Origin of the sequence: Halovenus anhuiensis, from assembly GCF_037080055.1 — an archaeon.
Lineage (GTDB): Archaea > Halobacteriota > Halobacteria > Halobacteriales > Haloarculaceae > Halovenus.
On sequence record NZ_JBAOJI010000002.1, the window covers coordinates 1 to 24,265 of the forward strand.

33 protein-coding genes are annotated in these 24,265 nt (G+C 61.0%); 14 read left to right on the top strand and 19 right to left on the bottom strand.

Annotated elements, in window-relative coordinates:
* Positions 1–433 (bottom strand): IS6 family transposase (locus V8P86_RS05795; protein WP_336326306.1); only part of this gene is annotated, 433 nt, incomplete at its 3' end.
* Between the two features lie 101 nt (positions 434–534).
* Here V8P86_RS05795 and V8P86_RS05800 point away from each other — a divergent pair.
* Positions 535–831 carry a DUF7565 family protein gene (locus V8P86_RS05800; protein ID WP_336326307.1) on the top strand — a complete coding sequence of 99 codons (297 nt, stop codon included), beginning with the start codon at positions 535–537 and terminating at the stop codon, positions 829–831.
* 100 nt (positions 832–931) lie between these two features.
* Entirely contained in the window at positions 932–2,425 is a 1,494-nt protein-coding gene (locus V8P86_RS05805) for a methyl-accepting chemotaxis protein (protein WP_336326308.1), read from the top strand.
* A gap of 20 nt (positions 2,426–2,445) precedes the next feature.
* On the opposite strand, the gene V8P86_RS05810 is transcribed toward V8P86_RS05805, so the two are convergent.
* The 5 genes from V8P86_RS05810 to ftsZ all read right to left on the bottom strand — a co-directional run bounded on the left by V8P86_RS05810 (position 2,446) and on the right by ftsZ (position 6,245).
* On the bottom strand, positions 2,446–2,730 hold the full coding sequence (locus V8P86_RS05810) for a hypothetical protein (RefSeq protein WP_336326309.1): 285 nt from the start codon (positions 2,728–2,730) through the stop codon (positions 2,446–2,448).
* Between the two features lie 304 nt (positions 2,731–3,034).
* Complete coding sequence (locus V8P86_RS05815; RefSeq protein WP_336326310.1) at positions 3,035–3,472, bottom strand: transcription elongation factor Spt5; 438 nt, start codon at positions 3,470–3,472, stop codon at positions 3,035–3,037.
* 25 nt (positions 3,473–3,497) lie between these two features.
* On the bottom strand, positions 3,498–3,671 hold the full coding sequence (locus tag V8P86_RS05820; RefSeq protein ID WP_336326311.1) for a protein translocase SEC61 complex subunit gamma: 174 nt from the start codon (positions 3,669–3,671) through the stop codon (positions 3,498–3,500).
* 419 nt (positions 3,672–4,090) lie between these two features.
* Complete coding sequence (locus tag V8P86_RS05825; protein ID WP_336326312.1) at positions 4,091–4,864, bottom strand: DUF7979 domain-containing protein; 774 nt, start codon at positions 4,862–4,864, stop codon at positions 4,091–4,093.
* A 223-nt stretch (positions 4,865–5,087) separates the two neighbouring features.
* On the bottom strand, positions 5,088–6,245 hold the full coding sequence (gene ftsZ / locus V8P86_RS05830) for a cell division protein FtsZ (protein ID WP_336326313.1): 1,158 nt from the start codon (positions 6,243–6,245) through the stop codon (positions 5,088–5,090).
* A 125-nt stretch (positions 6,246–6,370) separates the two neighbouring features.
* Here ftsZ and rnz point away from each other — a divergent pair, with 125 nt between their 5' ends.
* From rnz to V8P86_RS05845, 3 genes are all read left to right on the top strand, one after another.
* Positions 6,371–7,327 (top strand): ribonuclease Z, encoded by a 957-nt coding sequence (gene rnz / locus V8P86_RS05835; RefSeq protein WP_336326314.1) that lies wholly within the window; start codon positions 6,371–6,373, stop codon positions 7,325–7,327.
* Positions 7,328–7,370: 43 nt separating this feature from the next.
* Positions 7,371–7,820 (top strand): DUF2391 family protein, encoded by a 450-nt coding sequence (locus V8P86_RS05840; RefSeq protein ID WP_336326315.1) that lies wholly within the window; start codon positions 7,371–7,373, stop codon positions 7,818–7,820.
* 98 nt (positions 7,821–7,918) lie between these two features.
* The gene (locus V8P86_RS05845; RefSeq protein ID WP_336326316.1) at positions 7,919–8,365 is read left to right on the top strand and encodes a hypothetical protein; all 447 of its coding nucleotides are present in this window, start codon (positions 7,919–7,921) and stop codon (positions 8,363–8,365) included.
* A gap of 76 nt (positions 8,366–8,441) precedes the next feature.
* Here V8P86_RS05845 and V8P86_RS05850 read toward each other — a convergent pair whose 3' ends face one another.
* Positions 8,442–8,792: a winged helix-turn-helix transcriptional regulator gene (locus V8P86_RS05850; RefSeq protein WP_336326317.1), complete on the bottom strand. Its 351-nt coding sequence runs from the start codon at positions 8,790–8,792 to the stop codon at positions 8,442–8,444.
* Positions 8,793–8,991: 199 nt separating this feature from the next.
* A complete protein-coding gene (locus V8P86_RS05855) occupies positions 8,992–9,474 on the bottom strand; it encodes an acyltransferase (RefSeq protein ID WP_336326318.1) in 483 nt (160 codons plus the stop codon).
* Positions 9,475–9,667: 193 nt separating this feature from the next.
* Between V8P86_RS05855 and V8P86_RS05860 the strand changes: the two genes are divergently transcribed.
* The gene (locus tag V8P86_RS05860; RefSeq protein WP_336326319.1) at positions 9,668–10,636 is read left to right on the top strand and encodes a DMT family transporter; all 969 of its coding nucleotides are present in this window, start codon (positions 9,668–9,670) and stop codon (positions 10,634–10,636) included.
* Between the two features lie 23 nt (positions 10,637–10,659).
* Here the strand turns inward: V8P86_RS05860 and V8P86_RS05865 are convergent, their stop codons facing one another.
* On the bottom strand, positions 10,660–11,277 hold the full coding sequence (locus V8P86_RS05865) for a VOC family protein (RefSeq protein ID WP_336326320.1): 618 nt from the start codon (positions 11,275–11,277) through the stop codon (positions 10,660–10,662).
* Positions 11,278–11,400: 123 nt separating this feature from the next.
* On the opposite strand from V8P86_RS05865, the gene V8P86_RS05870 reads away from it, so the two are divergent.
* Both V8P86_RS05870 and V8P86_RS05875 read left to right on the top strand, forming a co-directional pair.
* The gene (locus V8P86_RS05870; protein WP_336326321.1) at positions 11,401–12,540 is read left to right on the top strand and encodes a thiolase family protein; all 1,140 of its coding nucleotides are present in this window, start codon (positions 11,401–11,403) and stop codon (positions 12,538–12,540) included.
* A 157-nt stretch (positions 12,541–12,697) separates the two neighbouring features.
* On the top strand, positions 12,698–13,144 hold the full coding sequence (locus V8P86_RS05875) for a PaaI family thioesterase (protein WP_336326322.1): 447 nt from the start codon (positions 12,698–12,700) through the stop codon (positions 13,142–13,144).
* 24 nt (positions 13,145–13,168) lie between these two features.
* Here V8P86_RS05875 and V8P86_RS05880 read toward each other — a convergent pair whose 3' ends face one another.
* Both V8P86_RS05880 and V8P86_RS05885 read right to left on the bottom strand, forming a co-directional pair.
* Positions 13,169–14,074, bottom strand: a complete 906-nt coding sequence (locus tag V8P86_RS05880) for an MBL fold metallo-hydrolase (RefSeq protein ID WP_336326323.1) — start codon at positions 14,072–14,074, stop codon at positions 13,169–13,171.
* 32 nt (positions 14,075–14,106) lie between these two features.
* Positions 14,107–15,852 carry an ATP-dependent DNA ligase gene (locus V8P86_RS05885; RefSeq protein ID WP_336326324.1) on the bottom strand — a complete coding sequence of 582 codons (1,746 nt, stop codon included), beginning with the start codon at positions 15,850–15,852 and terminating at the stop codon, positions 14,107–14,109.
* Positions 15,853–15,937: 85 nt separating this feature from the next.
* On the opposite strand from V8P86_RS05885, the gene V8P86_RS05890 reads away from it, so the two are divergent.
* The gene (locus V8P86_RS05890) at positions 15,938–16,639 is read left to right on the top strand and encodes a hypothetical protein (protein ID WP_336326325.1); all 702 of its coding nucleotides are present in this window, start codon (positions 15,938–15,940) and stop codon (positions 16,637–16,639) included.
* 12 nt (positions 16,640–16,651) lie between these two features.
* On the opposite strand, the gene V8P86_RS05895 is transcribed toward V8P86_RS05890, so the two are convergent.
* On the bottom strand, positions 16,652–17,827 hold the full coding sequence (locus tag V8P86_RS05895; protein ID WP_336326326.1) for a site-2 protease family protein: 1,176 nt from the start codon (positions 17,825–17,827) through the stop codon (positions 16,652–16,654).
* Between the two features lie 119 nt (positions 17,828–17,946).
* On the bottom strand, positions 17,947–18,168 hold the full coding sequence (locus tag V8P86_RS05900; protein WP_336326327.1) for a hypothetical protein: 222 nt from the start codon (positions 18,166–18,168) through the stop codon (positions 17,947–17,949).
* A gap of 80 nt (positions 18,169–18,248) precedes the next feature.
* Here V8P86_RS05900 and V8P86_RS05905 point away from each other — a divergent pair, with 80 nt between their 5' ends.
* From V8P86_RS05905 to V8P86_RS05915, 3 genes are read left to right on the top strand one after another with little or no spacing between them, the layout of a single operon-like run.
* A complete protein-coding gene (locus tag V8P86_RS05905) occupies positions 18,249–18,551 on the top strand; it encodes a hypothetical protein (protein WP_336326328.1) in 303 nt (100 codons plus the stop codon).
* A 15-nt stretch (positions 18,552–18,566) separates the two neighbouring features.
* On the top strand, positions 18,567–19,496 hold the full coding sequence (gnd, locus tag V8P86_RS05910) for a phosphogluconate dehydrogenase (NAD(+)-dependent, decarboxylating) (RefSeq protein ID WP_336326329.1): 930 nt from the start codon (positions 18,567–18,569) through the stop codon (positions 19,494–19,496).
* Positions 19,497–19,537: 41 nt separating this feature from the next.
* Complete coding sequence (locus V8P86_RS05915; protein ID WP_336326330.1) at positions 19,538–20,059, top strand: gamma carbonic anhydrase family protein; 522 nt, start codon at positions 19,538–19,540, stop codon at positions 20,057–20,059.
* Positions 20,060–20,066: 7 nt separating this feature from the next.
* Here V8P86_RS05915 and V8P86_RS05920 read toward each other — a convergent pair whose 3' ends face one another.
* From V8P86_RS05920 to V8P86_RS05940, 5 genes are all read right to left on the bottom strand, one after another.
* Positions 20,067–20,330, bottom strand: a complete 264-nt coding sequence (locus tag V8P86_RS05920; RefSeq protein ID WP_336326331.1) for a HalOD1 output domain-containing protein — start codon at positions 20,328–20,330, stop codon at positions 20,067–20,069.
* Entirely contained in the window at positions 20,327–20,701 is a 375-nt protein-coding gene (locus V8P86_RS05925; protein WP_336326332.1) for a hypothetical protein, read from the bottom strand. The genes V8P86_RS05920 and V8P86_RS05925 overlap by 4 nt, the downstream gene beginning before the upstream one ends.
* 138 nt (positions 20,702–20,839) lie before the next feature.
* Positions 20,840–21,736: a mechanosensitive ion channel family protein gene (locus V8P86_RS05930; protein WP_442909368.1), complete on the bottom strand. Its 897-nt coding sequence runs from the start codon at positions 21,734–21,736 to the stop codon at positions 20,840–20,842.
* On the bottom strand, positions 21,733–21,975 hold the full coding sequence (locus tag V8P86_RS05935) for a YhbY family RNA-binding protein (protein WP_336326333.1): 243 nt from the start codon (positions 21,973–21,975) through the stop codon (positions 21,733–21,735). The genes V8P86_RS05930 and V8P86_RS05935 overlap by 4 nt, the downstream gene beginning before the upstream one ends.
* Before the next feature lie 54 nt (positions 21,976–22,029).
* On the bottom strand, positions 22,030–22,311 hold the full coding sequence (locus tag V8P86_RS05940) for a ribonuclease P protein component 4 (protein ID WP_336326334.1): 282 nt from the start codon (positions 22,309–22,311) through the stop codon (positions 22,030–22,032).
* Between the two features lie 81 nt (positions 22,312–22,392).
* On the opposite strand from V8P86_RS05940, the gene V8P86_RS05945 reads away from it, so the two are divergent.
* Positions 22,393–22,590 (top strand): DUF5800 family protein, encoded by a 198-nt coding sequence (locus tag V8P86_RS05945; protein WP_336326335.1) that lies wholly within the window; start codon positions 22,393–22,395, stop codon positions 22,588–22,590.
* On the opposite strand, the gene V8P86_RS05950 is transcribed toward V8P86_RS05945, so the two are convergent.
* Positions 22,591–23,133, bottom strand: a complete 543-nt coding sequence (locus V8P86_RS05950) for a hypothetical protein (RefSeq protein ID WP_336326336.1) — start codon at positions 23,131–23,133, stop codon at positions 22,591–22,593.
* A 312-nt stretch (positions 23,134–23,445) separates the two neighbouring features.
* On the opposite strand from V8P86_RS05950, the gene tbsP reads away from it, so the two are divergent.
* Positions 23,446–24,261: a transcriptional regulator TbsP gene (tbsP, locus tag V8P86_RS05955; RefSeq protein WP_336326337.1), complete on the top strand. Its 816-nt coding sequence runs from the start codon at positions 23,446–23,448 to the stop codon at positions 24,259–24,261.
* Positions 24,262–24,265 lie beyond the last annotated feature (4 nt).

The following is a 24,265-nucleotide window of genomic DNA, read 5'->3' on the forward strand; positions in this document are numbered from 1 at the left end:
AGCCATGGATGAGACACACCGCGTCGTCATCTTGGTGTTTCTCGCGGAGTTTGGCGAGAAAGTGCTGTGCAAGAACGCTGTTTGTCGTCGGCTCAAGCTGTGTATGCAGTAATTCGTTTGACTTGGGATCGACAGCAGCGTACAGCCAGTACTGTTCGTCATTGAGCTGAATCACGGTTTCGTCAACCGCAACGTGATTCGGATTGTGTCCATCTGTGGGCTGTAAATCAGCCTTGTGAACCCAGTTATGAACAGTCGAACGAGCGCGTTGAACACCAAATACTTCGAGAAAAGAAACAGTATTAGATAATGATAATCCAGCAAGATGGAGTTGAATACTGAGCTTCATCAACAGCCGTGGTGTTGCTTCTCGCTCCACAAAATCTAAGTCGAACTGGGCGATACTACCGCTGAGGCGGGCGTTTTCTGGCATGAACACTCAAAAAACGCCTCGCCTCACTCTTCAATCCTTATCTGAACACTGCGGAGATTCGGGAGCGAACGCTTTAGTACGCCGGCGGCAGATGTCACGCTATGACTCGCTGGACGTGTGGTATCGACGGGGACAACGCGACCTTCGACCGCGTCGAGGATCTGATGACCCATCAGGCCGCCGAACACGACCGGATCGAATGCAAGGTGTGCGGAACCGTCGTCCCGGACGGCTACTTCGCGATCAAACACGCCTTCGAGGAACACTCCCGCGCAGAGTACGTCCGCGCCTACGAAGCCTCCGCTGCGGAGGTTCGTCGTCGCGAGGAGATCAAAGAAGAAATCGAAGAGGCCGCCGATATCCGGGAAGTGGTCGACCGTCTCGACGGAAGTCGATAACCACGATTCGGCCGCGTGAGATGGTGTCGTGGCCGTCCCGAGAATAAATTTTGAGAATGTAGCGGGGAGTTTATCACTGTCCGTCGGGTGCTCCTACGTAATGGGAACGAAACAGAACAGTACTGCCGACGGGGGAGCGGCAGGAACAGACAGACCGGAGATCCCGCTGGATTACCACGCGATTCTCGATCATATCGACACGCCGCTTTTCGTCGTCGATGACGAGGGCCGACTGACGCACTGGAACCGTGCGTGTGCGAAGCTAACGGGGGATTCAATGGAGGAAGCGATGCGCAAAGACGAGGAGACGGGCTACATCGGTCCAGCCTTCTATCACGACGGTCGGCGGTCGATGACGCTGGCGGAGAAAGTCGTCGAAGCGCCGGAGTCCGCCGACGGGGAGTACGGCGTCCCGCGAGTCGACGATGTCGAGTACACGCTGTACGCCGACGAGAGCGTAATGCAGGACGCCAACGGCGAGAACAGACACATCGAGTTCAGCGCCGCGCCGATGTACGACGAGGGAGAACTCGTCGGCGTCGTCGAGATGATCCACGACCGGACAGAGGACGCGCTTCAGCAACAGCAACTGCAGGGAATGGTCGAGGAACTGCAGTCGACGATGACCGAGATCGAATCCGGAAACCTGGACGCTCGGGCGCGTGTCGAGGAGACGGAGTACATCGACGACGACCTGCTGGGCGTCGTCGGATCGCTCAACGAGATGGCGGGCAGACTGAAGGGAATCGTCGCGGATGTCGCGGACCGGACCGGCAATCTCAACGACTCTGTCGACGAGGTTGCCGACAGCAGCGAGCAGATTTCGACGCTCTCCGCCGAACAGTCCGAGGCGTTGGCGGACGTGAGCGACGAGGTCAGTTCGCTGTCGGCGACGATCGAGGAGATTGCCTCCACGAGCGAGGAGGTCGCCGCGACGGCGACCAACGCCGAGGAGGCCACGGCAAAGATCAAGCAGACGACCGAGCAGACCGAATCGGTGATGACGAACGTCTCCGAGTCGGCCGATACCGTTACCGAGGACGTGCAGCAACTCCGCGACCGAACCGAGGAGATCGACAAGATCGTCGACGTGATCGACGACATCGCCGAGCAGACGAACATGCTCGCGCTGAACGCCTCTATCGAGGCGGCCCGGGCCGGCGAGGCCGGTGAAGGGTTCGCAGTCGTCGCCGACGAGGTCAAATCACTCGCCGAGGAATCACAGCAACAGGCCGGCGAGATCGAAGCGATGGTCGATCAGATCAAAGCCGATACCGAAGAGACCATCGAGAGCCTCCAGACCACCAACCAACAGGTCGAAGAGGGAATCGAGCAGGTCGAAGAGGCGACCAGTGAACTGACGACCGTCGTCGAGGCAGTCGAGGAGACCGCCCGCGGAATCGAACAGGTGTCGGCGGCGACCGACGAGCAGGCGACCAGTACCGAAGAGATCGCGAGCATGCTCAGCCAGGTTGTCGACCGGGCCGAAGAAGTCTCCGACGAGGTATCCCACGTCGCCGACGTGAGTCGCGATCAAGCCGAGCAGGCCGACGAGATCCACCGGACGGTCAGCCGACTCAGCAACAAACAATAGAGAAACGTAGTTCCGAACGATCAGTCATCGGCCGGCGCGGCGGTCGGTGAACTGTCGATCCGGGCCGTCGAACGATTGGCGCTGCGGATCTCGTCGGCGGTCCGGGCCATCTTGTCTGAGATGTCGCGCTGTGTCTCGCTGAGATCCCGGGTCGACGTTTCGAGTTTTCGAGTCGCCGCTTCGAGCCCACTCATATCCTCGCTCAACCCGTCCATCGACTCCTGCAGACGCGTGACTGCATCCCCGAAGTCCGTGTAGCTTGTTGTGTCGTCGGTCGTGTCGTCCCCGTGAGTTGTCGTCGTCATATATTATTCAATGCACCCAACCAACCTATCTCATATACCTACTCGGTTAGGCAGGATGCGCCCATCAAGTACTAACGAGTTAGGTATCATGCAGAACGAGACAGAATATGCCTTCGTCGTCGGTCGGTTTCGGACGATCGCGCTGTCGGGATTTCCGCTTGAATCCATAGACCCTTCAGACGGGTCGAAGACTCGTGAGAAGACAGCGACACCTCCGGTCTCGACCGACTCAAAAACGTGATCCTGTTGAGCACAGCGAGTCTTTCGGGGTGAAAAAGTCGCGACTCGCTTCGCTCGTCGCGGGCTATCGCTCTTCGGAGTCCAGCACGCGAATCTGGTCACCACGCACGGTGACCGGAATCGGAACCGTCGCCTCGTACAGTTCGACCGTCACCTGATCTTTGCCCTCGTCGATCCGCTGGACCTGGGCCTTCTCGCCTTTGAACGGCCCGGCGATGAGTTCGACGATGTCACTCTCGGCGATCCCCTCGACATCCGGCGTCGGCGAGAGGAAGTGCTCGACTTCCGCCATCGAGGTCTGGCCCTGCACGACACCGTTGGCGTGTGGGATCTCGTCGAGGATGCGGTCGAACACAGAGTTGTCGTCGGCCTCGACCATCACGTAGGAGGTGACTGAGTCCGGTGCCAGCGCGGCGTGAATCGACGGCTCCTCACGGTTGATGATCATATCGGCGACCGTCTGCTCCTGACTCGCGGTCGTCTTGACGGCGTAAATTCCCATTACAGATCACCTGAGACGAAACTCATCATGCTCCACCCGGGATGAAGCCCATGAAGACGAAGATCAGAAAGCCGATGAGGCCGACCAGGGCGATCCCCGCGCCGGCGATCTTCGCGACCTGCCAGAACTCCTCCCAGGAGGGTGTACTCGCGAGTTTCAGCACCCGCGTGTACGAACTCAAATCTGTCGGCGTATTCATAGTCGACACTAACCTCCTGGATCTATTTGATTCCTTCGACACGACCTTTTTCTTCGTCGCCTTTCCTCGCTCACTTCGTTCGCTGTGGGAAGGCTCTCTGCTCACGGGCGCGGAGCGCCCGTTCGCATGGTCAGCGAGACCTCCGGTCTCGCTCGACTCGAAAAACGTCGATGAAAAACTCCCGGAACTTCGCTTCGCTCAGTTCCGGTGTCCTCAGGAGTGAGCACCGCGAACGACTGAGGACTCGGAAGACGCGACGCGTCTTCCGGTGAACCGCGCTCGCTTCGCTCGCGCGGATGCTAGGACCGCTCAGTCGCTATGCTTAGTGAGCGGAGATTCCATGAGAATCAGTTTGTAATAGCGGGGATGGCAGCGGAGGTGTATAGAGCATCCGCTCAGACCCGTCTCCACTGCGTGTGTTATGGCGAGTCGGCTTCTCGTGTATCGTCATCAGTAGATGACCATCCGCAACGCTGGCATTCTTCGACCCCCAGTACGAGAGTCATGTCGCAATTGGGGCAGTTTTTGTGCTCAGAGGCATCTCCCGAGTTGGTCTGACGCCATTCAGTACTCTGTTTGATCCTCTTTGCGAGAGAACGTGTGGTTTGAGAACTATTTTCTGGCTCTGTGTCACTGTTCGATTTGGTTTGACCCACTCCACCACTCCGTCGTCGATCTCGTTCGTAACTGACCACACTGGCGAATGCGAATATGACTGTGATACCTCCTCCAACAACCAGAAGTCCAATCACAGCAAATCCGGTGCCAAGTCCACCTCTGGTCTGTGCAGTCAGTTGGTAACACTCTGATTCATACTGAACGTAATTCCGGTTGTCAGTATCCAGTTGGAGTTCAAACTCATCAGGGTGTGTCCGCGTCGTGTACTCACCATCCGCTTGGAGTGCCGAACGAAACACCTCTTGGGCCTCTGGGGATAGCTCACTATACTCCAGTACTCTGCGGGGATATTCGCGGTAATCAGGGGCTTGAGTGTCATTAGAGCCAGCCGCAGTTCTGTCGTCGGATGGAGGCTCACAGGCTTGGTTCATTGGTTCAACGCTGTAATCGATTTTCTCGGCATTCAAGCGGATATCCACCACGGCAACCGTTGTCGCCAAACCGGTAACAACCGTAAAAACAAATAGTGTCTTCGTGAGGGAAGAGACCGTAAAATATGGCGACAGTTTTGCCATCGGATCGTGGTTCTGGTAACTCTGGAATAAGTCTTGTGTGGGTCTAGCAAATCGAGAGGTATATTGCCTGTATTGGCTATTTCGCGCCACTAAGACAACCGTTCATAGTATATCCCCCTCTGGAGTCGTGGAGATCCTCTATTCGGCGTCGCAGCCGAGAGATATCGATAGCGCTGGGAAAATCCGCCTAGGGTGGATTCAGATTACCGACGACCGAAGCCAATTACTCGACGTAGTCGATGTCGTCGCCCATCTGCTTGGCGGCCTGCTCACGCTCGGCCTCGCTTTTGCCGTAGATCTGCGGGCTCTCGACGCCCGTGACGACGATCATCGTCTCCATCTTGCCCTCGAACTCCTGGTTGACCGATGCGCCCCAGATGATCCGCGCGTCGGGGTCGATCCGGTCGTAGATCTCTTCGACGACACCCTCTGCTTCTTCGATGCTCATATCCGGCCCACCGACGACGTTGACGAGTGCGCTGTTCGCGCCGTCGAACTCCACGTCAAGCAGCGGGGAGCGGAGTGCAGAGCGGATCGAGTCCTGCGCCTTGTTCTCGGAGTCGGACTCGCCGAGACCGATCATGGCGACGCCGCCGTTTTCCATGATCGTCCGAACGTCGGCGAAGTCGACGTTGACGAGGCCGGGTTTGGTGATCAGTTCGGTCATGCCCTTGACCGAGCGCATCAGCACGCGGTCACAGATCTTGAAGGCGTCCTGTAGCGGCATCGACGGCGCGTAATCGAGCAGGCGGTCGTTCGGCACGACGATGACAGTATCGGAGACCGAGCGGAGGCGTTCGAGACCAGCATCTGCGTTGGCGCGTCGGCGCTCACCCTCTGCGGTGAAGGGGATCGTGACGATCGAAATCGTCAGCGCGCCGGCGTCCTGTGCGGCCTGTGCGACGACCGGGGCCGCGCCGGTCCCGGTTCCGCCGCCGAGGCCCGCGGTGACGAAGACCATATCAGAACCGTCGATAGATTGCTGGATATCCTCGATGTTCTCCTGTGCGGCCTCTTCGCCGATTTTCGGAACGGAACCTGCGCCGCGGCCGCCGGTCCGTTTCTTTCCGATGAGAATCTTGGTATCGGCCTGCACCTCGTCGGCGAGGTGCTGGGCGTCTGTGTTCGCCGCAACGAGTTTCGCGCCGTGGATTCCTTCCTCCATCATTCGCGTGACGGTGTTCCCCCCGGCACCGCCACAGCCGACGACCGTGATCTTCGTCTCTAGATCTTTGACGACCGAGGCTAGTTCGTCGTCGGTCATCTGGCCCGATGTCGACGGTTGTTCGTCCGTACTCGTGGTGTCCTGCTCTACGGGCTCGTCGGCCTCCGCAGACTCGTCTTCGGCCTCGTCAATTGCATCGTCGATAATGGAATCCATGATTTAAACGCGCATAGCAGGGGGATTCTTATATGTTTTCCCCATTGTCTGACGATTGTCAGACGGATTCCGGCCCGCAGTCCGAGTCGATACGCGTTTATCTATCGGTCACCCACCCTCTCACGATGCGAGTGACCTTCCTCGGGACGAGCGGAGCGGTGCCGACGACCGAGCGCAATCCGAGCGCGTTGCTCGTCGAACGCGAGGGAGACAGATTGCTGTTCGACTGCGGTGAGGGGACCCAACGGCAGATGATGCGCTTCGAGACCGGATTCGATGTCGGTCACATCTTCATCAGCCATCTCCACGGCGACCACGTCCTCGGACTGGCAGGGTTGCTCCAGACGTGGGATTTCAACGAACGGGAGAAACCGCTCGCCGTTCACGCACCTGGCGGTACACGCTCACGCGTCGAGACGCTGATCGCACCGACCGGCGAACAGCCCTCCTATCCGGTTCGGATCCACCAGATCGAGGCTGGTGATACCGTTCTCGACCGCGAGGAGTACGAAGTACGGGCCATCGAGGTCAACCACCAGACCAACGCCGTCGGCTACGCGCTGGTCGAAGACGACCGCAAAGGGCGGTTCGACCGCGAGAAAGCCCAGGAGGAACTCGGCCTCGAACCCGGACCGGAGTACTCGAAACTGCACCGCGGTGAGTCGGTCGAACACGAGGGTCGAACGATCCATCCCGAGGAGGTCGTCGGCCCGCCGCGACCCGGCCGAAAATTCGTCTACACCGGCGACACCCGACCGACGGAGTCGGTGATCGAGGCCGCCGAAAATGCGGATCTGCTCGTCCACGACGGTACCTTCGGCGACGAACACCACGACCGGGCGAAGAAGACTGCTCATTCCACGGCCCGAGAGGCCGCGACAGTCGCCCGCGACGCCGGCGCGAAACGACTGGCACTGACCCACCTCTCGACGCGGTACACCGGCCGGGGCTGGCAACTGGAAGACCAGGCCGGGGAAATCTTCGACGGTCGCGTGTTCATGGCCGACGACGGCATGCGCGTCGACGTGCCCTATCCCGACGCCGACCGGGAGTTCTCGCTGGAGATGCTCGACCGGGCGTAGCGGAGACCGGAAGAACAAAAGTTCCCGCAGAGAATCGAATACCGTGAAGTGGAAACCGTCCCGGCCTCGTCGCCCCCGCGGATTCCGGTTGGCCGACTCCGCCCAGCAGATCGTCGGCGGCTTTCTGCTCGCGGGTCCGTTCGTCGTGACCGAGGAGGTCTGGGTGCTCGCGGCGAACATGAGTCTCTTTCATACACTCGGGACGGTCGGGGTCGTCTTCGCAATCGGCTACGCGACGCTGTACGGGGCAGATACGACGCGAGATGTCGACACTGAACAGGAGATTGCCGGCGTGCCGCTACGATTCATCTCGCTGATGGTCGTCTCCTTCGGCGCGGTGGCGATTCTGGCACTGCTATTCAACGCACCGAGTACCTTCCTCGGACCCGCTGACACGCGTGAGGTCGCAGTCGTCACTGGGAAAGCGATCAGCGTCGGTGCGATCTTCAGCGTCGTCGGCGCAGCGACGGCCGACAGCGTCTTCTCGAAGTGACCAACACCACGAAGTACTTGTATTCTGACACAGAAAGCCGCGTATGCGGCGACGAACGGTCCTCGCAGAACGACGGAGTCTGGGAAACAGCCTGCTGTGTGAGTGTCGGATTGGAGAATGCGAACCTAGTTCTGGAGGCGACGAGAGCCGATCTCCCCGAGGGAGTCGATCCGGTGGATGCAGCGGCCATCAAGGACGAACGAATTGGTGACGCACTGACGGACGCCGCCGAGTCAGGGAGCGCAACGACGGCGTTCTCGTACGATCGAGTCGATCCGGGACTCGAAGAGTTCCGCTCGCTGTTCGCAGAGTTCTCCTACGACGAGATTGGAGACAAGGAGACAGTGTTCGTGACGGTCGATGAGACACCGGTGAAAATCGATCTCACTTCTGGCACTATCTGGGGACACGGCGATTCGATCGCTGAGTACGAAGTGAGCGAACGGATTGTCCGGCGAGGGGAGTACGGATTTATCTGTGGTGTTGATGTCTCTACCCGCGACCCGAAGTCGACCGCACTCGTCGAGTGTCGGTCGCTGGAGTGATACGCAGCTGTCGCTCGCCAGCAGAGTCACGGCATCCGCCGACAGGGACAGAAAGTGAAAATCAGGCGTACTCCGCTCAGTTCGATGGTTCGACCCACTCGCCGGCCCAGTCTTCCAGCGTGTCCATGACCGGACAGAGCGCCTCGCCTTTCTCGGTGAGGCTGTAGTAGGTCGCAATCGGCTGTTCTTCGACCCGGCGGTCGACGAGTTCGACATCTTCGAGGTCGTCGAGTACGCGCGAGAGCGTTCGAGAACTCGCTCCAGTAGACCGTTTCAGTTCGTTGAACCGCTTTTCGCCCTCCTGCAGATCGTGGAGGATGACGAGTCGCCACTGCGAACCGATCTGTTCGACCGCCTCGACGACCGGACACGCACCCTCGTTCTTCTCCTCGATGGTCTCCTCCGGGGATTTAGCCTGCTGTGACATAGTAACGATGTGATACCTACTTATCGATAGTTGGATAAATAGGTTCCGAAACGAACTATGTGGCAGTTCGATAGCAGGAGTCCACGGAGGCTACCCAGATGAGCACGCGGGCGGCCGCGAACGTCAGGACCGTCTACGAGGGCGGAGTTCCCGAGACGACCGTCAACGCCGAGCAGATCGAGTGCTGACGGATTTGTGGTCAGTCTGCCAGCCAGTCTGCGAGGTCGACAATCTGCTGGCTGGGCGGGCTTCCGAGGACGATCCGTTCGGAACCAATATCGTCGGTGACCGTCGCTCCGGCCGCGACAACTGTTCGTTCTCCGATTTCCACACCGGGGCCGACGACCGCATTCGCCCCGAGAAAGACGCCGTCATGGAGAATGATTCGCTCGAAGACGTCCTCGCGGAAGGTCATCCCGTCCGCGCTCAGTTCGTGGGTCACACCGACGACAGAGCAGTTCGGCCCGATCTGTACTCCCGGTCCGATCTCCGCGTTCTCGACGTAGCTGCCGGCGTTGACGTCGATCCGGTCGCTGAGGTGGCTCTTTTTCAACGAACTGCGCTCGTAGATCTGACAGCCGTCGCCGACCGTAGAATCGTGAATCGTGACGTATTCGCGGATCTCGGCGTCGCCGACCGTCGAGTCGACGAGCCGTGCGGTGTCGTCGATAGCAGAACTCACAGCCGAACTCGAAGCGGGACCCGCTTAGGTGTTGGTGTCGGCTCAAAGAGCGGTAGTACCGTTTTCGACATCTGGTCGGTCGCCCTCGGCGTCGACGACTGCCGCGAATCGCTCCGAGCCGTGTCAGCGTCTCTCGCGCAGTCTTCTTACTCGTACGAGCCGTACAACTACCGATGCGTTTGCTCGGCCGCAGGTGGTCACGCTGAACCTCACAGACAGCGTTCCGGCTCAGTTTCAGATTTCGCTTTCGGCGCGACACTGGGACGCCATCCTGTTCGTAGTGCTGGCGGTGCTGTTCGGCATCTCTTTCGTCGCGATCAAGACCGGGCTCCGCCAGCTACCGCCGGTGCTGTTCGCGGGACTGCGGTTCGATATCGCGGCGATTGGCCTGCTCGGGTACCTGATGCTCACGCGGGAACGGGCGGCGTGGCTGCCCCGGACGACGGGCGATCTGCTGGGGATCGGCGTCGCGGCGGTGTTTCTCATCGGGCTGAACAACGGGTTCCTGTTCGCAGGCCAGGTGACGACCACGCCCGCCGCTGCGTCCGTGATGTACGGATTGAACCCGATTCTCGCGCCGGTGTTCGCGTGGTGGCTGCTCGGCAACCGGATCTCCTGGCTCGGCGCACTCGGAATCGGCGTCGCGCTGGCGGGCGTCGTCATCATCGTCCAGCCGTCACCGTCGGCGCTGACCGATACCAGCACGGTCGGCCAACTGCTCGTATTGGGTGCGGCGGCCGCGGTGGCCTTCGGGAGCGTCGCCCTCCAGCGGGTCAGTGCCGAGATGGCGAGTCTCCCCCTGACTGCGTGGGCGATGGGCGTCGGGGCCGTGCTGTTGCACGCCGCCAGTCTCGGCTTCGGAGAGCCGATCTCGGCCGCATTCGACCCCACGTTGGCAACGGTCGCCAGCGTCCTCGTCGTCGCCATCTTCTCGACGGCGATGGCCTACCCCATCTACTTCGGGCTGATCGGTCGAATCGGACCAGTTCGGACCAACCTCGTCGCCTATCTCGTTCCAGTCGTCGCGGCGCTGTCGGGGTGGCTGTTGCTCGGCTCGTCGATTTCGCTGGGGACGGTCGCTGGCTTCTTCGTCGTGGTTGCGGGCTTTGCGCTCGTCGAACGGAACGTCCTCCGTGCGGAGTTACGCAAGCGGCTGGAGTAGTCGGTGACTGTCTCCGAGAACAGTTAGAGTCCGGCAGTCCCGCTGTCGGCGTCGGGCAGGTCGTACTCCTCGGCGTCGATACCGAGTTCCGCTAAGGCCTCGCGCATGTGCTCGGTCTGAGCGTAGTCCGCTCCTGCCTCCTCGCGGATGCGCTGGGTCGTCGCGAGGACTTCGCCTTTGCGCTCGTCGGGGAAGTCGAACTTGTCGGCGGTGAGTTCGATGATGAGACCGTCGTGGTCGCGAGTGTACAGCGAGTAGAAGATGCCGCGGTCGAAGACGTTGTAGTTGTACCCCTCCGCCTCCAGCGAATCGGCGACTTCCTCGAACCGCTCCGGATCGACGTTGAAACAGAGGTGATGCACGCCACCCACGTCGGTCCGCTGGGGCTGGCGGTTCGAGGGGCGGTCGTCGCTGACGAAAAACGTCAGAATGGTGCCGTCGCCAGTGTCGAAAAAGAGATGCGTCTGTGAAGGATCGTCGAGGTTCGGCTGACGAAGAACCAGCGACATCCCCAGCGTGTCGCGGTAGTAATCGATCGTGTCCTCGGCGTTCGAGCTCCAGATCGTGATGTGGTCGGTACCTGTCGTACGGAACGGACTCTCCGGCGGGTCAGCGGAGACGGGAATGTCTTCGTTTGCCATAGCCGAGATAGGGCGGCGACAGGCAAAAAGGTGGGCGGCCTCGGAAAACTCCAAGCGCGTCGTTTCGGGTTTTTACTGCGGAGAACGGGCAGGTTTAACATGATACATCGTCACGTTGTGGGTATGGCAGAACAGACACCAGTCGTAGTCGAAGCAGTTCGATCACCACAAGGGAAAGAAGACGGAGTCTACGAGAACGTCCGTAGCGAGGACTTCTCGATTCCGCTGATCAACGAGATGCTAGAGAGCACGGGCCTCGACGGCGACGACGTCGAGGACCTGCTCTGGGGCTGTGCCCAGCAGCGCGGCGAACAGGGAAACAACGTCGCTCGCGTCATCTCGCTGCTCTCCGACCTCGGCGAGTCCGTCCCGGCGACGACGGTCAACCGCTGGTGTGCCTCCTCCGCAGAGACTATCATGCGCGGTGCCGACGCCATCGCCGCCGGCCAGCGCGACTGTGTCATTGCCGGCGGAATGGAGTCGATGAGCCGTGTCGCGATGGGCGAGAACACCGCGAATGTCCACCCCCGACTCAACGAGGACTACAACGTCGCCGAACTCCAGATGGGGATGACCGCCGAGAAGGTCGCCGAGGAGTACGACATCAGCCGCGAGGAACAGGACGAGTACGCCGCCCGCAGCCAGCAGCGCGCCGCCGAGGCGACCGACTCCGGTCGCTTCGAGGACGAAATCGTCCCGATCGAAACCGAGGACGGACTCGTCGAGGAAGACGAAGGTATCCGTCGGGGAACGACCGCCGAGAAACTGGCCGAACTGCCGACGGTCTTCAAATCCGACGGCTCGGTCACACCCGGCAACGCATCCCAGATTTCGGACGGTGCGGCCGGTGTGATGCTCACCAGCGAGGAGTTCGCCGAGGAACACGACCTCGATATTCTGGCTGAGGTCGGTAACCACAACGTCGCCGGTGTCGACCCGACCGTGATGGGTATCGGCCCGGTCCCCGCCGTCAGAGGACTCTTCGAGAAGTACGACCGCGACGCCGACGATTACGATCTGGTCGAACTCAACGAAGCCTTCGCAAGTCAGTGTCTCTACTGCAAGGACGAACTCGGCTTCGACGACGACATCTACAACGTCAACGGTGGCGCAATCGCCGTCGGTCACCCGCTCGGTGCCTCCGGTGCCCGCCTGCCCGTGACGCTCATCCACGAGATGCAGAAACGCGACGCCGAACTCGGCCTCGCGACCGAGTGTGTCGGCTTCGGTCAGGGCGCAGCCATCGAATTCCACCTGCGGTAAGCTCTCTTCACCGCGACGGCCAGCGAGAGTCGCGGCTTTTTACCCATCTTTTTGCGTTAACGAGACACTGCGTGTCTCGTTCGCCAACCAGATATCTTCGATTTCCGCTTCGGGTGCGCTTCGCGCAGTTTTTCACGATACAGTCGGAGAAGAAGATATGTCCACTGGTCTCACCCAGTTGTTCAACCAGATGCCGTATGCGAAAATGCTCGGCATCGAGGTCACCGACGTTGATGAAGGATATGCCGAAGGAACGCTCCCGTTCAAAGACGAACTGCGGTCGAATCCGCACGGATCGGTCGCCCACGGCGGCGCGACCTACGCGCTTGCGGACACCATCGGCGGCGCAGCGGTCATCTCGTTGACCGAAGATGTCTCGCCGACGATCGATATGCGAATCGACTACCTCGCGCCGGTGAAGCAGGATATCCACGCGACAGCCGAGGTCATCCGCCACGGATCGAGCGTGTCGATGGCCCACGTCGAGATCGAAGACGCCGACGGAACACGGGTGGCGACGGCACAGGGAACGTACAAGACCGGCGGACAGGGCGAAAAGACTGACTGGGACGGCGACGGGGAGACCGACCGCAGTCACGACTGAAAGGAAAAGGTCGAGGTCGAAACCTCACTCGTCTTCGCGGTTGTCGAGATAGTGCAGGACGCCGCGGGTGTTCATCCGCTCCTCGCCGCGGGCGTGCTGAACCGTCCACGGGCCGTCAGTGTCAGCCTGCTCGGCGAAGTACTCCATCACCGCCTCGTCGTCGCCGAGTTCCTCGCGTTTGGATTCGACGCGGTCGACCCACTCCTGGATGACAGTTCTGTACTCGTCGAGTAGCCCGTCCGTTTCGCTGTCGCCGAAGTGGCCGTAGTACAACGCGGACGGATCGAGTGCTTCGAGCATGTCCACGTCGGCGAGACACCCTTCCAGATCGAACCCCGGCGGCGGGGAAGTCTGGCGGATGCCCGGGCGGTTGGGGACGTTGATCCCCGCCGCGTCGGCGGTGAAGACGCCGTCGTTGGCCGGGTCGTAGAAGACGGCCTGATGGAAGGCGTGGCCGGGGGCGTGATGCACGTCCAGCGCGTGATCCCCGAGGTCGACCGAGTCGCCGTCTTCGAGTTCGACGATTCGATCTTCGGGCACCGGTTTCGGTTCGGCGTAATATTCGATGCGGTCGCCGACCACGTCTTTGGTCCCCTCCCAGATCGGTCCCGGGTCGGTGAGAAACTGACTACCGCTCTCGTAGACATAAACGTCGGCGTTCGGGCAGGCCTCGGCGAGGTAGCCGACGCCGCCAGCGTGGTCGAGATGGACGTGGGTCGGTGCGATCACGTCCAACTCTTCCGGGGCGATGTCAAGTTCGGCTAGCGCCTCGAGAATCCACTCGTAGTTGCGGCCCGTCCCCGAGTCGATGACCGCCGAGCGCTCGGCGTCGAGGATGTAGACGGCCCCGTACTCGGGACTGCCGTACAGTTCCACATCGAGACAGTACAGGTCATCAGTTCCCGCGCTCGTCGCTTCGATCAGCTCCATAGCTCACTCTCCGCCTGGGGGCAGAAAGTATCTTACTGCTCGTCGTACAGTCGTTCGACGCGATCGAGCGTGTCGGCGTCGTCTGGATCGAGCGTCTCTCGACGGCGGAGAAATCGCGGGAATCGCAGTGCGTAGCCCGAATCGTACTCCTCGGACTCCTGGATCTCCTCGTACTCGACTTCGAGGACGACCTCCGGGCGGAGTTCGACTGCTCGGCCGTCCTGTGAGACGATTAGCTCTTCGAGTCGGTCGGTCAGATCGTCGAGTTCCTCGTCGGTGTAGCCCGTCGAGAGCCGGCCAACCTCTCGAAATTCGTCGGCGCTCTCGTCGTAGCAGGCGAGATAGAGGCGGCCGAGCCAGTCACTCCGGCGGCCCTCGCTGTAAATCGCTCGGGAGACGACCAGATCCAGCGGCTCCATCGTCGGTTTGATCTTCAGCATTCGGCCGACGCGAGTCCCAGGCTGGTAGGTCGCCGCGGGATTTTTGATCATCAGCCCCTCGTGGCCCGCATCGAGGGCGTCCTGATAGAGTTTTGTGACTGCTTCCGGTGGTTCGACTGTCTCCGCCTCCTCGCCAACCTCGACCGCTGCCTGGACTGTCCGGGAGTGTTCCAAGCCTGCCCGCAATTCGTCGGGAGCCACCGACACGTCCTCGAAACTGCCGTCGAGGCGCTCCATGCGCGTCCTGAAGGGCGTCTCGATCAGCGTCTCGCCGTCGTACAGACAGTCGAAAAGGTGGACGACGACCGGAACTTCACGAGCCATCGCTTCGACCCCGTCCTCGCGTTTGATCCGCTGAGAGAACCGCTGGAAGGGAACGGGTCGGCGCGCGTCGCTTTCGACCGTCTCGGGCGTGTAACCGACGAGTTCGCCGTCCAAGATGGCCGATTCGGCCGTCACTCCCGCCCGAACAGCGGCAACAACGTCCGGAAACTGCTCGGTGATGTCTTCCAGGCGGCGCGTAAAGAGGCGAATCTCCTCGCCATCCTTGTGAATCTGAACGCGAGCGCCGTCGTATTTGACCTCACAGATCGCCTCGCCGTCGGCGACCGCGTCCGCGAGAGCCCCGTCCAGCGACTCGCCTTTCTCCGCGAGCATCACCTGAACAGGTCTGAAGAGTTCGATATCGAGGTCAGCGAGTCCGGATCGACCCTCGTCGCGGGCGGTGCGAGCGACGACGCGGTAGTCGTTGGTGACCTGATAGGCCCGCTCGACCGCATCGATTGCCTCGTCACTCCCATCGAGGAAGGCGACCGCGATCGCATCCCGGATCGTTCCCTCACCGATACCAACCCGCATGTGCCCCAGCGCAGTCCTGACAATGTACCGGGCCTCGTTGGGATCGGCGTCGGCGAGGAGGCCGGCAATCTCGCCGATCCGGCGCTGCTGGCTCCCGTCTCCTTCGAAGGTAGTTATTTCTCGGAGCACGTCGTGGACGCGCTCGACGGTCAGCGAGTCCGAAAAGAGCGTCTGCTGGGTTTGGTTGTCGACGGCCCAGGCGGCGACATCGCCGAGGTCGCCGGTCTCGCGCCACTGATCACGGAGATCAGATTCGGCGACACCCGTCGATTTACTGATCGCTTCGAGCGTGAGCGAGGAGGAGACGCCGAGTTCCTCGCGCTGGTGGGCTGCAAAGAGGCGTCCGCGGACGAGTTTGACAACGATGGGGAGTAACTCCCCGGCTTCGGCGAAGGTCTCGGCGAGGATGTCGCGTTTCTCGTGGTTCGAGTCGGTGTCGGCCAGTCGGTCGTAGACTCCGACGAGTTCGGCGTACTCCATCTGACGGGCCTACGGGGAGACCGGGCAAAAAGCACCCGGGCTCGGGGCGTAGCTCCTTTGTGTCAACGCTTAGTAGGAGTGGTCAATGAGTCAGCAGCGCACCCGTCGGGAACGCGAACGGTCCGATTCAGTCGTCTCCGGGGATGGCACCCTCGACCAGCAGCGGGTCCACGAGATGGCCGATCCACTGTTGGACAGGTGGCGCTCGGGTGCGGAACTCGCTGCGGTCAGACGACGGTTGCAGTCGGTCTTCGGGGCCGGACTCCTGATCATCGCGATTCGGTTCCTGCTCTCGCCCGGCGGATTCACCGGGACTCTCATCGCGCTGTGGTTTCTGCTCTCGATTCCAATTGTGACGGTCGCTGGCTGTCTGCTCGTCTTGCTGCGCGAACCGTCAAACGCCCGCTCGGTCTGGTGGGACAACTCCGTCCCGGCAACGGTCGGGTTGCTCTCGCTTGTCGGACTCGTCAGGTTCGGAGCTACGAGTCCGGGCGGGCGGGCGCTCTGGGAGGTCCTGATCGGCGACGAGCACCCGGACGCGCAAAGCTACGAGTTCGGCGAGAAGGAGACGGTCGATCTCGGCGCAGTCAAGAAAATTCGTCGGTACATCTGGTACGCCGTCGTCGGATCTGCTGCAATCGTCGTGATCGAACAGGTCGTCCTGAACGATCTGTTCGGACAGACGCGAGGAGTCGATCTCACCGGGGCGGAACTCGCCGTGCTGGCCGTCGGTGCGGGATTTCTCGGCGTCGTCGCAGGCTTCGCCGCGGCGGTAATCGGCCGCTGAGACGCCGAGCGGTCATTCCGGGCGGGTCGGGAGTCTCACTGGTTGCTCATCAATCCCTTCCTCGAAGCGCTGGCGTTCGGTGACGATCCGGAACGCCCGCATCAGATCTGTCCGGGTGACGAGCCCGCACAGTCGACCGTCCTCTACGACCGGGAGTCGGCCGACTTCGGCGGAACTGATCTCTCGAAACGCGTCCATGACATCGCTGTCGGGGGCGATCATCGTCAACTGGTCGCGGGGGGTCATCGCGTCGGCGACGGTGGCGGGGCCAGACTGACTCTCGCGGACATCCGCGAGCGTGACGACGCCGACGAACTCCTCCCCGTCGAGGACCGGATAGCCGGTGTGTCGGTGGTCGAGCATCACGTCGAGCAGTTCGGTGAGGTCAGTTCTGGCGTCGACGGTCGTGAGTTCCGCGGCTGGCGTCATCACGTCCTCGATCGACAGTCCCTCGAAGGCGGCGCCGAGCATCATCTGGCGGCTCTCGGAAGTGGCGGCGATGTAGACGAACAGCGCGACCCCGACGAGCACGAAATTGAACGCGAACAGGCCGACGATGCCGAGGACCAGCGCCAGGCCCTTGCCGACGCTCGCGGCGATGCGAGTCGATTCCAGACGCGAACGGTTGCGCGCCAACAGTGCCCGCAGCACCCGCCCGCCGTCGAGCGGGAACGCAGGGAGCATGTTGAACGCGGCGAGGCCGACGTTGAGCAGGGCCAGATACAACAGCAGGAAGCGACCGATCTCCCCGAGCGGCGCGACCGCAAGGACGACCGCACAGCCAGCGGCGATAGCGACGTTGACTGCCGGTCCGGCGACGGCAATTTGGAGTTCGTGCAGCCAGTTTTGGGGCCGTTCGGCCGGCTTGGCGATACCGCCGAGCAGCCACAGCGTGATTGATTCGACCTCGTAGCCGTGGTGGATCGCCACGACCGAATGGCCCAGTTCGTGCAGCGTCACGCAGCCGAAAACCGCAACGACGGCCGTCAACCCGAGCAGAAACGGGCGGGGACCCGCCGTCAACACCGCCGGATCGAGCGTCGTCCCGAACAGGCGATTGAGGACAGTCACGACCTCACCGATCTGCCTGCCGAGCAGCCACGCGAACACCGGGAGGACGGCCAGAAAGGTCACGTCCAATCGGAAGGGGATCCCGTAGACCGTCCCCACGCGGAAACTCTTGATCATATTCGCACTAGGAGAGACAGTGTTTTGAATGACATGTCCGAGAGGAGGCTCACTCGACCGACCGGACGGTAACCTGTGCGGTCGTCTCGGTGGTCCCGATTGCGAGCACGTAGGTCGTCTCACCGTCGAGAGAGGTCGACCGTCGCGGAGCCTGACTCTTCGAGTCGAACGATGATCTCCGCCTCTGCGCCCTCCGCCACCTCGAAGAAGAACGATTCCGATTCCGTAACCCGTTCGTCGATGTGGGTCGTCTCGATGGTTTCCTGACCTTCCTCGAAGACGGTGAGACAACCGGCCGAGAGGACCGTTCCCGTCGCCGCAACGAGCGTTCGCCTGTGCATGAGACCAGTATCGGGAAGAGCTCATAAAGCCACGTGGCCGAACTGAGCCCTTAAGCGGCCGGGGGTCGATGTTTCGTGCAATGATGGACATCGACCTTCCGGACGAACTCAGAGGCCACGTCGAGAACGAACTGGACGGACTGATCGAGCACATCGATCACTTTCAGGCGGAGTGGCTGGCACAGGCCGACATCGATCCCGGCGACGACGAGGCCGTCGTCGGGTTCGCACTGGGCGCGATGATGGTGGAGATGGAGCACTACCTCGACGAGGAGTACGAGGACGACGAGGAGTCGGACGAGTACCTGCAGGAGGCCGCAAAGATCGTCAAGAAGCGACGCTCGGAGATTCTCAGCGCGATCCGTGAAGAACAGATGACCTGAAAGCGCAATCACTACGTGCCCGCCAGATCATCTCAGCATATGGAACTCGGTATTGTCGGACTCGGCCGAATGGGTCAGATCGTCGCCGACCGGTGTCTCGACGCCGGCCACGACGTGGTCGCCTACGATGTCGACGCCGACGCAATCGACGAGATGGCAGAAGCGGGCGCACAACCGGCGGAGACGCTGGACGAACTCGCCGAAAAACTGGGCGAACAGAAACGCATCTGGCTGATGGTGCCGGCAGGAGAGCCGGTTGATATGGCGCTGGATGATCTCGACGAGTATCTCGATGACGAGGACATCGTCATCGACGGCGGAAACTCCTACTTCGAGGACTCCGTCCGGCGGGCAGAATCGACCGAGGCCGCCTATCTCGACTGCGGGACAAGCGGCGGTCCGGCGGGCGCTGAACTCGGCTTCTCGCTGATGATCGGCGGACCGGAGTGGGCCTACGAGGAGTGTACACCCGTCTTCGATGCCGTCGCGACCGGCCCAGACGGTCACAACCGGATGGGAGCCAGCGGCTCCGGTCACTACGTGAAGATGGTCCACAACGGCGTCGAGTACGCACTGATGCAGGCCTACGGCGAGGGATTCGAGTTGCTGCACAACGGCCGGTACGATCTGGATCTCGAATCGGTCGCTCGCACCTGGACCAACGGTGCGGTGATTCGGTCGTGGCTGCTCGATCTCTGCGAGGAGGCCTTCCGCGAGGAGGGCAACGATCTCGGCGACGTGGCGGATCACATCGCCGGCGGATCGACGGGGACGTGGACTGTCCAGGAGAGTCTCGAACAAGAGGTGCCGCTGCCACTGATCTATCAGGCACTCTCGGAGCGGTTCGCCAGTCGGTCGACCGGCGACGGCGAAGGTCGACTCTCCCGTCGTCTCGCCAACCGCCTGCGGTACGGCTTCGGTCGGCACGAAATCGAGCGGATGTAGTCAGGGTGGGCTTTTTGACCGACGCCCGCGAGGATTACGGCATGATCCGAGGTTACGAAGACAAGGAACCGGAGATTGCAGACTCAGCGTACGTCGATCCACAGGCGACGATCATCGGCGACGTGAAGATTCGCGAGGACGCGACCATCCTTCCGGGTGCCGTGCTGCGCGGCGACGGCGGGGAGATCATCCTCGAAGCGAAGGCTAACGTCCAGGATAACGTGACGATTCACGCCGACGAACCGACCAATCAGGTCGTTCTCGAAGAGAACGCTGCGGTCGGACACAACGCCATCGTCCACAACGCCACCGTCGGCGAGCACTCGCTTGTCGGGATGCACGCCACAGTACTGGACGACGCCGTGCTCGAACCGTACAGCGCCGTCGGCGCCAAAGCATTCGTCATGGAAGAGCAGACGATTCCGTCCTACACGATGGCTGGGGGGTCGCCAGCCGAGACGATCAAGGAAGATCTGCCCGAAGACAGCATGATCTTCCAGGCCGCGGAGTTCTACGTCGAACGCGCGAAGGGGCTAGAAGCCGGGCGGATTATCGAGGAGTAGCTGTCGGCTACGAAATCTGTTGGAGTTGGCTGTCCAGTTCGCGACAGAGGATGTCGTCGACGACAATCCGGCCGCCACCATGAATTGTCACAGTATGATCGGGCACCTCGAAGGTGAGCTCCCAGTCGTCCTGTTCTGAGGTGACGAGTGTCAGCAAGGCACCGGTCTCGATGTGATCATACAGCGTGTATTCGAGTTCGTGGGGCGCACACTCTTCAGTCTCTGCGATTGCCCCGACGACGGTCGTGAGAATTTCGTGGCGACGTGTCATGATTTCACCGACGACTTGCCGTGGAAATAACAGCCCTCGATCAGGTGATCTGGCATCTCCTCGTACTGATCGACCGCGAGGAGAATACTCGCCACCTCCTCGAATCGCGGTCCACGTGCCACACAGAATGGGTCGGTCCCCCACTCGATGAACCCCTGCGCTTCCATCATGGGGAGATGTTCGTGGAGCAGATTCGTCCGGAGTAGTTCGGGGTCGAGACGGTACTCCGGAGAGTTCGCAGCCTCCGGCAACGGCAGGGATTGCTCCGGGTCAGCCTCCAGCAACGACCCGACGACTTGCCGCCTGGTCCCGGATTCAAGCGTCCGGTAGATCAGCCGCCATCGGTCGGCGAGTGCTTCAATCGAATCCATTTCCTGTACATATATTATACAAAAGGTAAATTATTTTCGGCCGTACTTTACAACACACAGACAGTTTTTAGTAGTGCTGGACAGATTGTGCCGAACTCGGTGAGCGACACGACTGTCGGAGCGGGTGGCGTCGCGGATTCAGTCCTCGGCCGGTTCCGCGATGGGTTCGACGGTGTTGAGGTCGAGACCGCCACCGATAGTGCGGTTCGGGTAGGGGATGTTGATGTCCTCCTCGTCGAATCGCTCTTTGACCGCCGTGACGTACTCGCCGCGGACTTTGACGAAATCGGCACGGCTCGGGTCGGAGATCCAAATTCGTGACTGGAGGCCGACCGAGGAGTCGCCGAGTTCGACCAGTCGGACCGAAGGGGCGGGGTCGTCGAGGATGCCGTCGTGGTTCTCGGCTTCTTCGACGATAATTTCGGTCGCTTTGTCGATATCGTCGTCGTAGCCGATGCCGAAGAGGAACTTCAGCCGAAGCGTTTCCTTGGCGACCGGATTCTTGATCACGTCGCTCATCAACACGCCGTTGGGGACCGTCAACAGTTCGTTATCGAAGGTCCGAACCCGCGTCACACGGAGGCTGATATCCTCGACGACACCGGAGTTGTCGCCCCACTCGATCCAGTCACCGATGCGGAACGGTTTGTCCGTGTAAATAAAAATGCCGGCGACAAAATTCCGGATTACATCTTGCAGCGCAAAACCGATAGCGAGCGTCGCTGCCGCGGCAATCGTGGCGACAGCCTGCAAGAAATTCCCGAAGCCGGCCGTCCCGAAGGCGACCGACAGCGCGACTACGAAGATCAGGAACTTCTTGAGTTTCTGGAGCGGCTTGCGGGCGTGTTCGTCGAGTCCGCGGGCGCGCATCGCTCGCGTCACCAGCGGGCCGATCGCCAACTGACCCAGAATATACAGGACGAGGAAGACGGCGACGAAAATGACCATCTGGGCGATTGTCTGGGCGTACGGGACGTTGGCCTGGCTGAGTTGGTCGGCAACGGGGCCAACGGAAGCGACGACGCCCGCCGTCACCGCTCTAGCACCGCGGTGTGCCCGCGCGTCTGGACCACAGTCGCGTTCGTCTGTTCGGCCAGTTCGGTCGCCAGTTCCTCCGCGTCACCGTCAGCCCGGGCCGCCCGGTGGAATTTGATCTTGACAAACTCCTGATCGGCGAGTTGGTCGTTCAGTTCGTCGGTCACCGCACTGATGCCGCGCTTGCCGACCCAGAGCGTGACATCGAGGTTGTGAATTCGCTGTTTCCGCGTACTCATACTATATGAGTTTTGCCGGTCAAGTAGTTAAAAGTAGGCAAGTATGTGTGGGAGTCACTGGCCGTCGTAGGGGTATCGCTCCTGTTCGCCGCAATCGCAGGTGATGACGACGTGGCCGTCGCGCAACCGAACGCGGGCGTTCGCCCCCGGTCGGAGGTAGGCGTCGCACCGATCACAGGTGTAGCGGACGAACTGCCGGGGGAGCCGCAGCCGATTGCGCTCGGCGATGCGGCGGGCCCGGCGGACGTACCGGCGGGCGCGCTCGTCGTCACCGGCCGCAGCCGCCTCTCGGGCCAACTCGTGCAGGCGGTCGATGCGTTCGGTCGCGATGCTCACAGAAGCGAGTAGCAGCGACAGCGAAATGAGCGTTGTGTCCGAGCACGCAGATTTTTATTCGACAGCCACCTACCGGCTCGTATGACGGCGCTTTCTTTCGACGAACACGGTGTCGATGTGGTCTACGAAGGAACCGAATTCCGATTGGAAAAGACGCTCATCGAAGAAGCGATCGAAAAAGAATACCCGGATGTGACCGATCACGAAGTGCTGCAAATAGTCGAATCGGATCCCGCCCTCTCGGGCGAGCCGCGACGGGTCGAGGAAATACTCGCGTAGTTAGGCTTCGACAGCCTGCTCGGAGGCTTCCTGGACCTGACTCTGGATCTCTTCGGCCTGCTCTTGGATCTCTTCGACCTGCTCGCCGAGTTCGTCGACGACTTCGACGGACTGGCCTTCCAGTTCCTCGTGGGCCTCAAGCAGGAGGTCGAGCTGCTCGTCGAGCACGTCGAGGTACTCCTCGCTCAGTTCGTCGACGTTGGCGACGCCGTCCTCAACCTCGTCGGTGAGGTTGGCGAACAGCTCTTCGTGGTTGTCGAGCAAGGCGTCGTACTGCTCGTCGAGGTTATCTCGCAGATCGACCAGCGTGTCCTCGGTGCCCGGGACGTTCGCCTCGATGGCGTCGAGGACGCTGTGGACCAGATCCTGGTTGAGTTCGACGGCGCTTCGCTGGACCGATTCGGAAGTGTCGAGCCCATCGATGGCCGCTTCGCCGACTCGCTGCTGGAGGTCGACAGTCTGTTCGAGCGCCTGCTGGCTCTGTTCGAGTGATTTCCGCTGCAGTTCGAAGGTTGTCTTGACCGGCTGTGTGAAGTCTACCATTGTTGTTCTATCTATATCTATGACTGACACCTATATAATACTTTCCTTCCTTGACCACCTGCTACCATTGAATACCACAGTCAGTAGATGAACGCTTTCCCCAACCGTCCGGCGTTTGTTCTCACGTGTGAACAATCGAGCCTGGTGGCCCCCGACAGACGACGGTGGTCGCTGCGGCCTACAAAGTTATGGTGGGTATGGTAATTGACCGTATTAGTACTGGAGTAAAAACAGTAATACAGGACTCAGTACAGTGAATTAAGCCGTATGGCCAGCAAAATTAAGTAGCATAGTCCGAAAGAGTATGCTACGATGGAACAGTCAGATGTTCACGCCGACACACACCGTGAAGTCTTGGGCGCGGGACTGGATGGGGAAACGGGGGAGTTGCTCCTAATCAATCCGACCGCAGAGACGATGCAGGCGGCCGTCGAGATGTATCGGAACGAGAAATCACTGCCGAGGATCAAACTGTTCGCGGACAAGCAGCCGTTAAAGGAACTCACCGACGATTTCATTATCGCGAGTGGAATTGCTGATCTGATCGACGAGGACGTATTCGAGGTTCGCACGCTGTCGTCGGTTCCGCGACACTCGCTTCTGGTCACCGACGAGTTCGTGCTCTCCTTCGTACAGGGCGCCGAGGGCGTAGCGGGACTCAGAACGACCGAGGAGTCGTTCGTCTCTGACACCTACGAGGAGTACACCCGTCGATGGGACGACGCCGAGGAGTTCTCGCTTCGCACGCCACCGCTGTCGCACGTCCGGGAGACGCTCGAAGCGAACATCGGTGCCGCAGCAGTCGAGGATTTCGACCGGATCCTCGACAGTCTCGACACAGCGAAAGGCGACGGCGAGGGGCTGGACGAGGTGACGATTTCACTGCTCGTGGCGGCGAACAACGGCGAGTTGCTCTACGACATCAGCCGCTGGGGCGAGGATATTCGGCTGGCGAGCAAGGCCACCTTCTCCCGGAACAAGAATCTCCTCGAAGACGCCGGGCTGATCGACACGGAGAAAGTCCCGATCGATATCGGCCGACCGCGCCTTCGCCTGCTGCTCGGGGACAGTTCACTCGAATCCGCATCGATCGAAGAGGTCGCCGAAGCGGCCGAGCGGAAACTCTGATCGG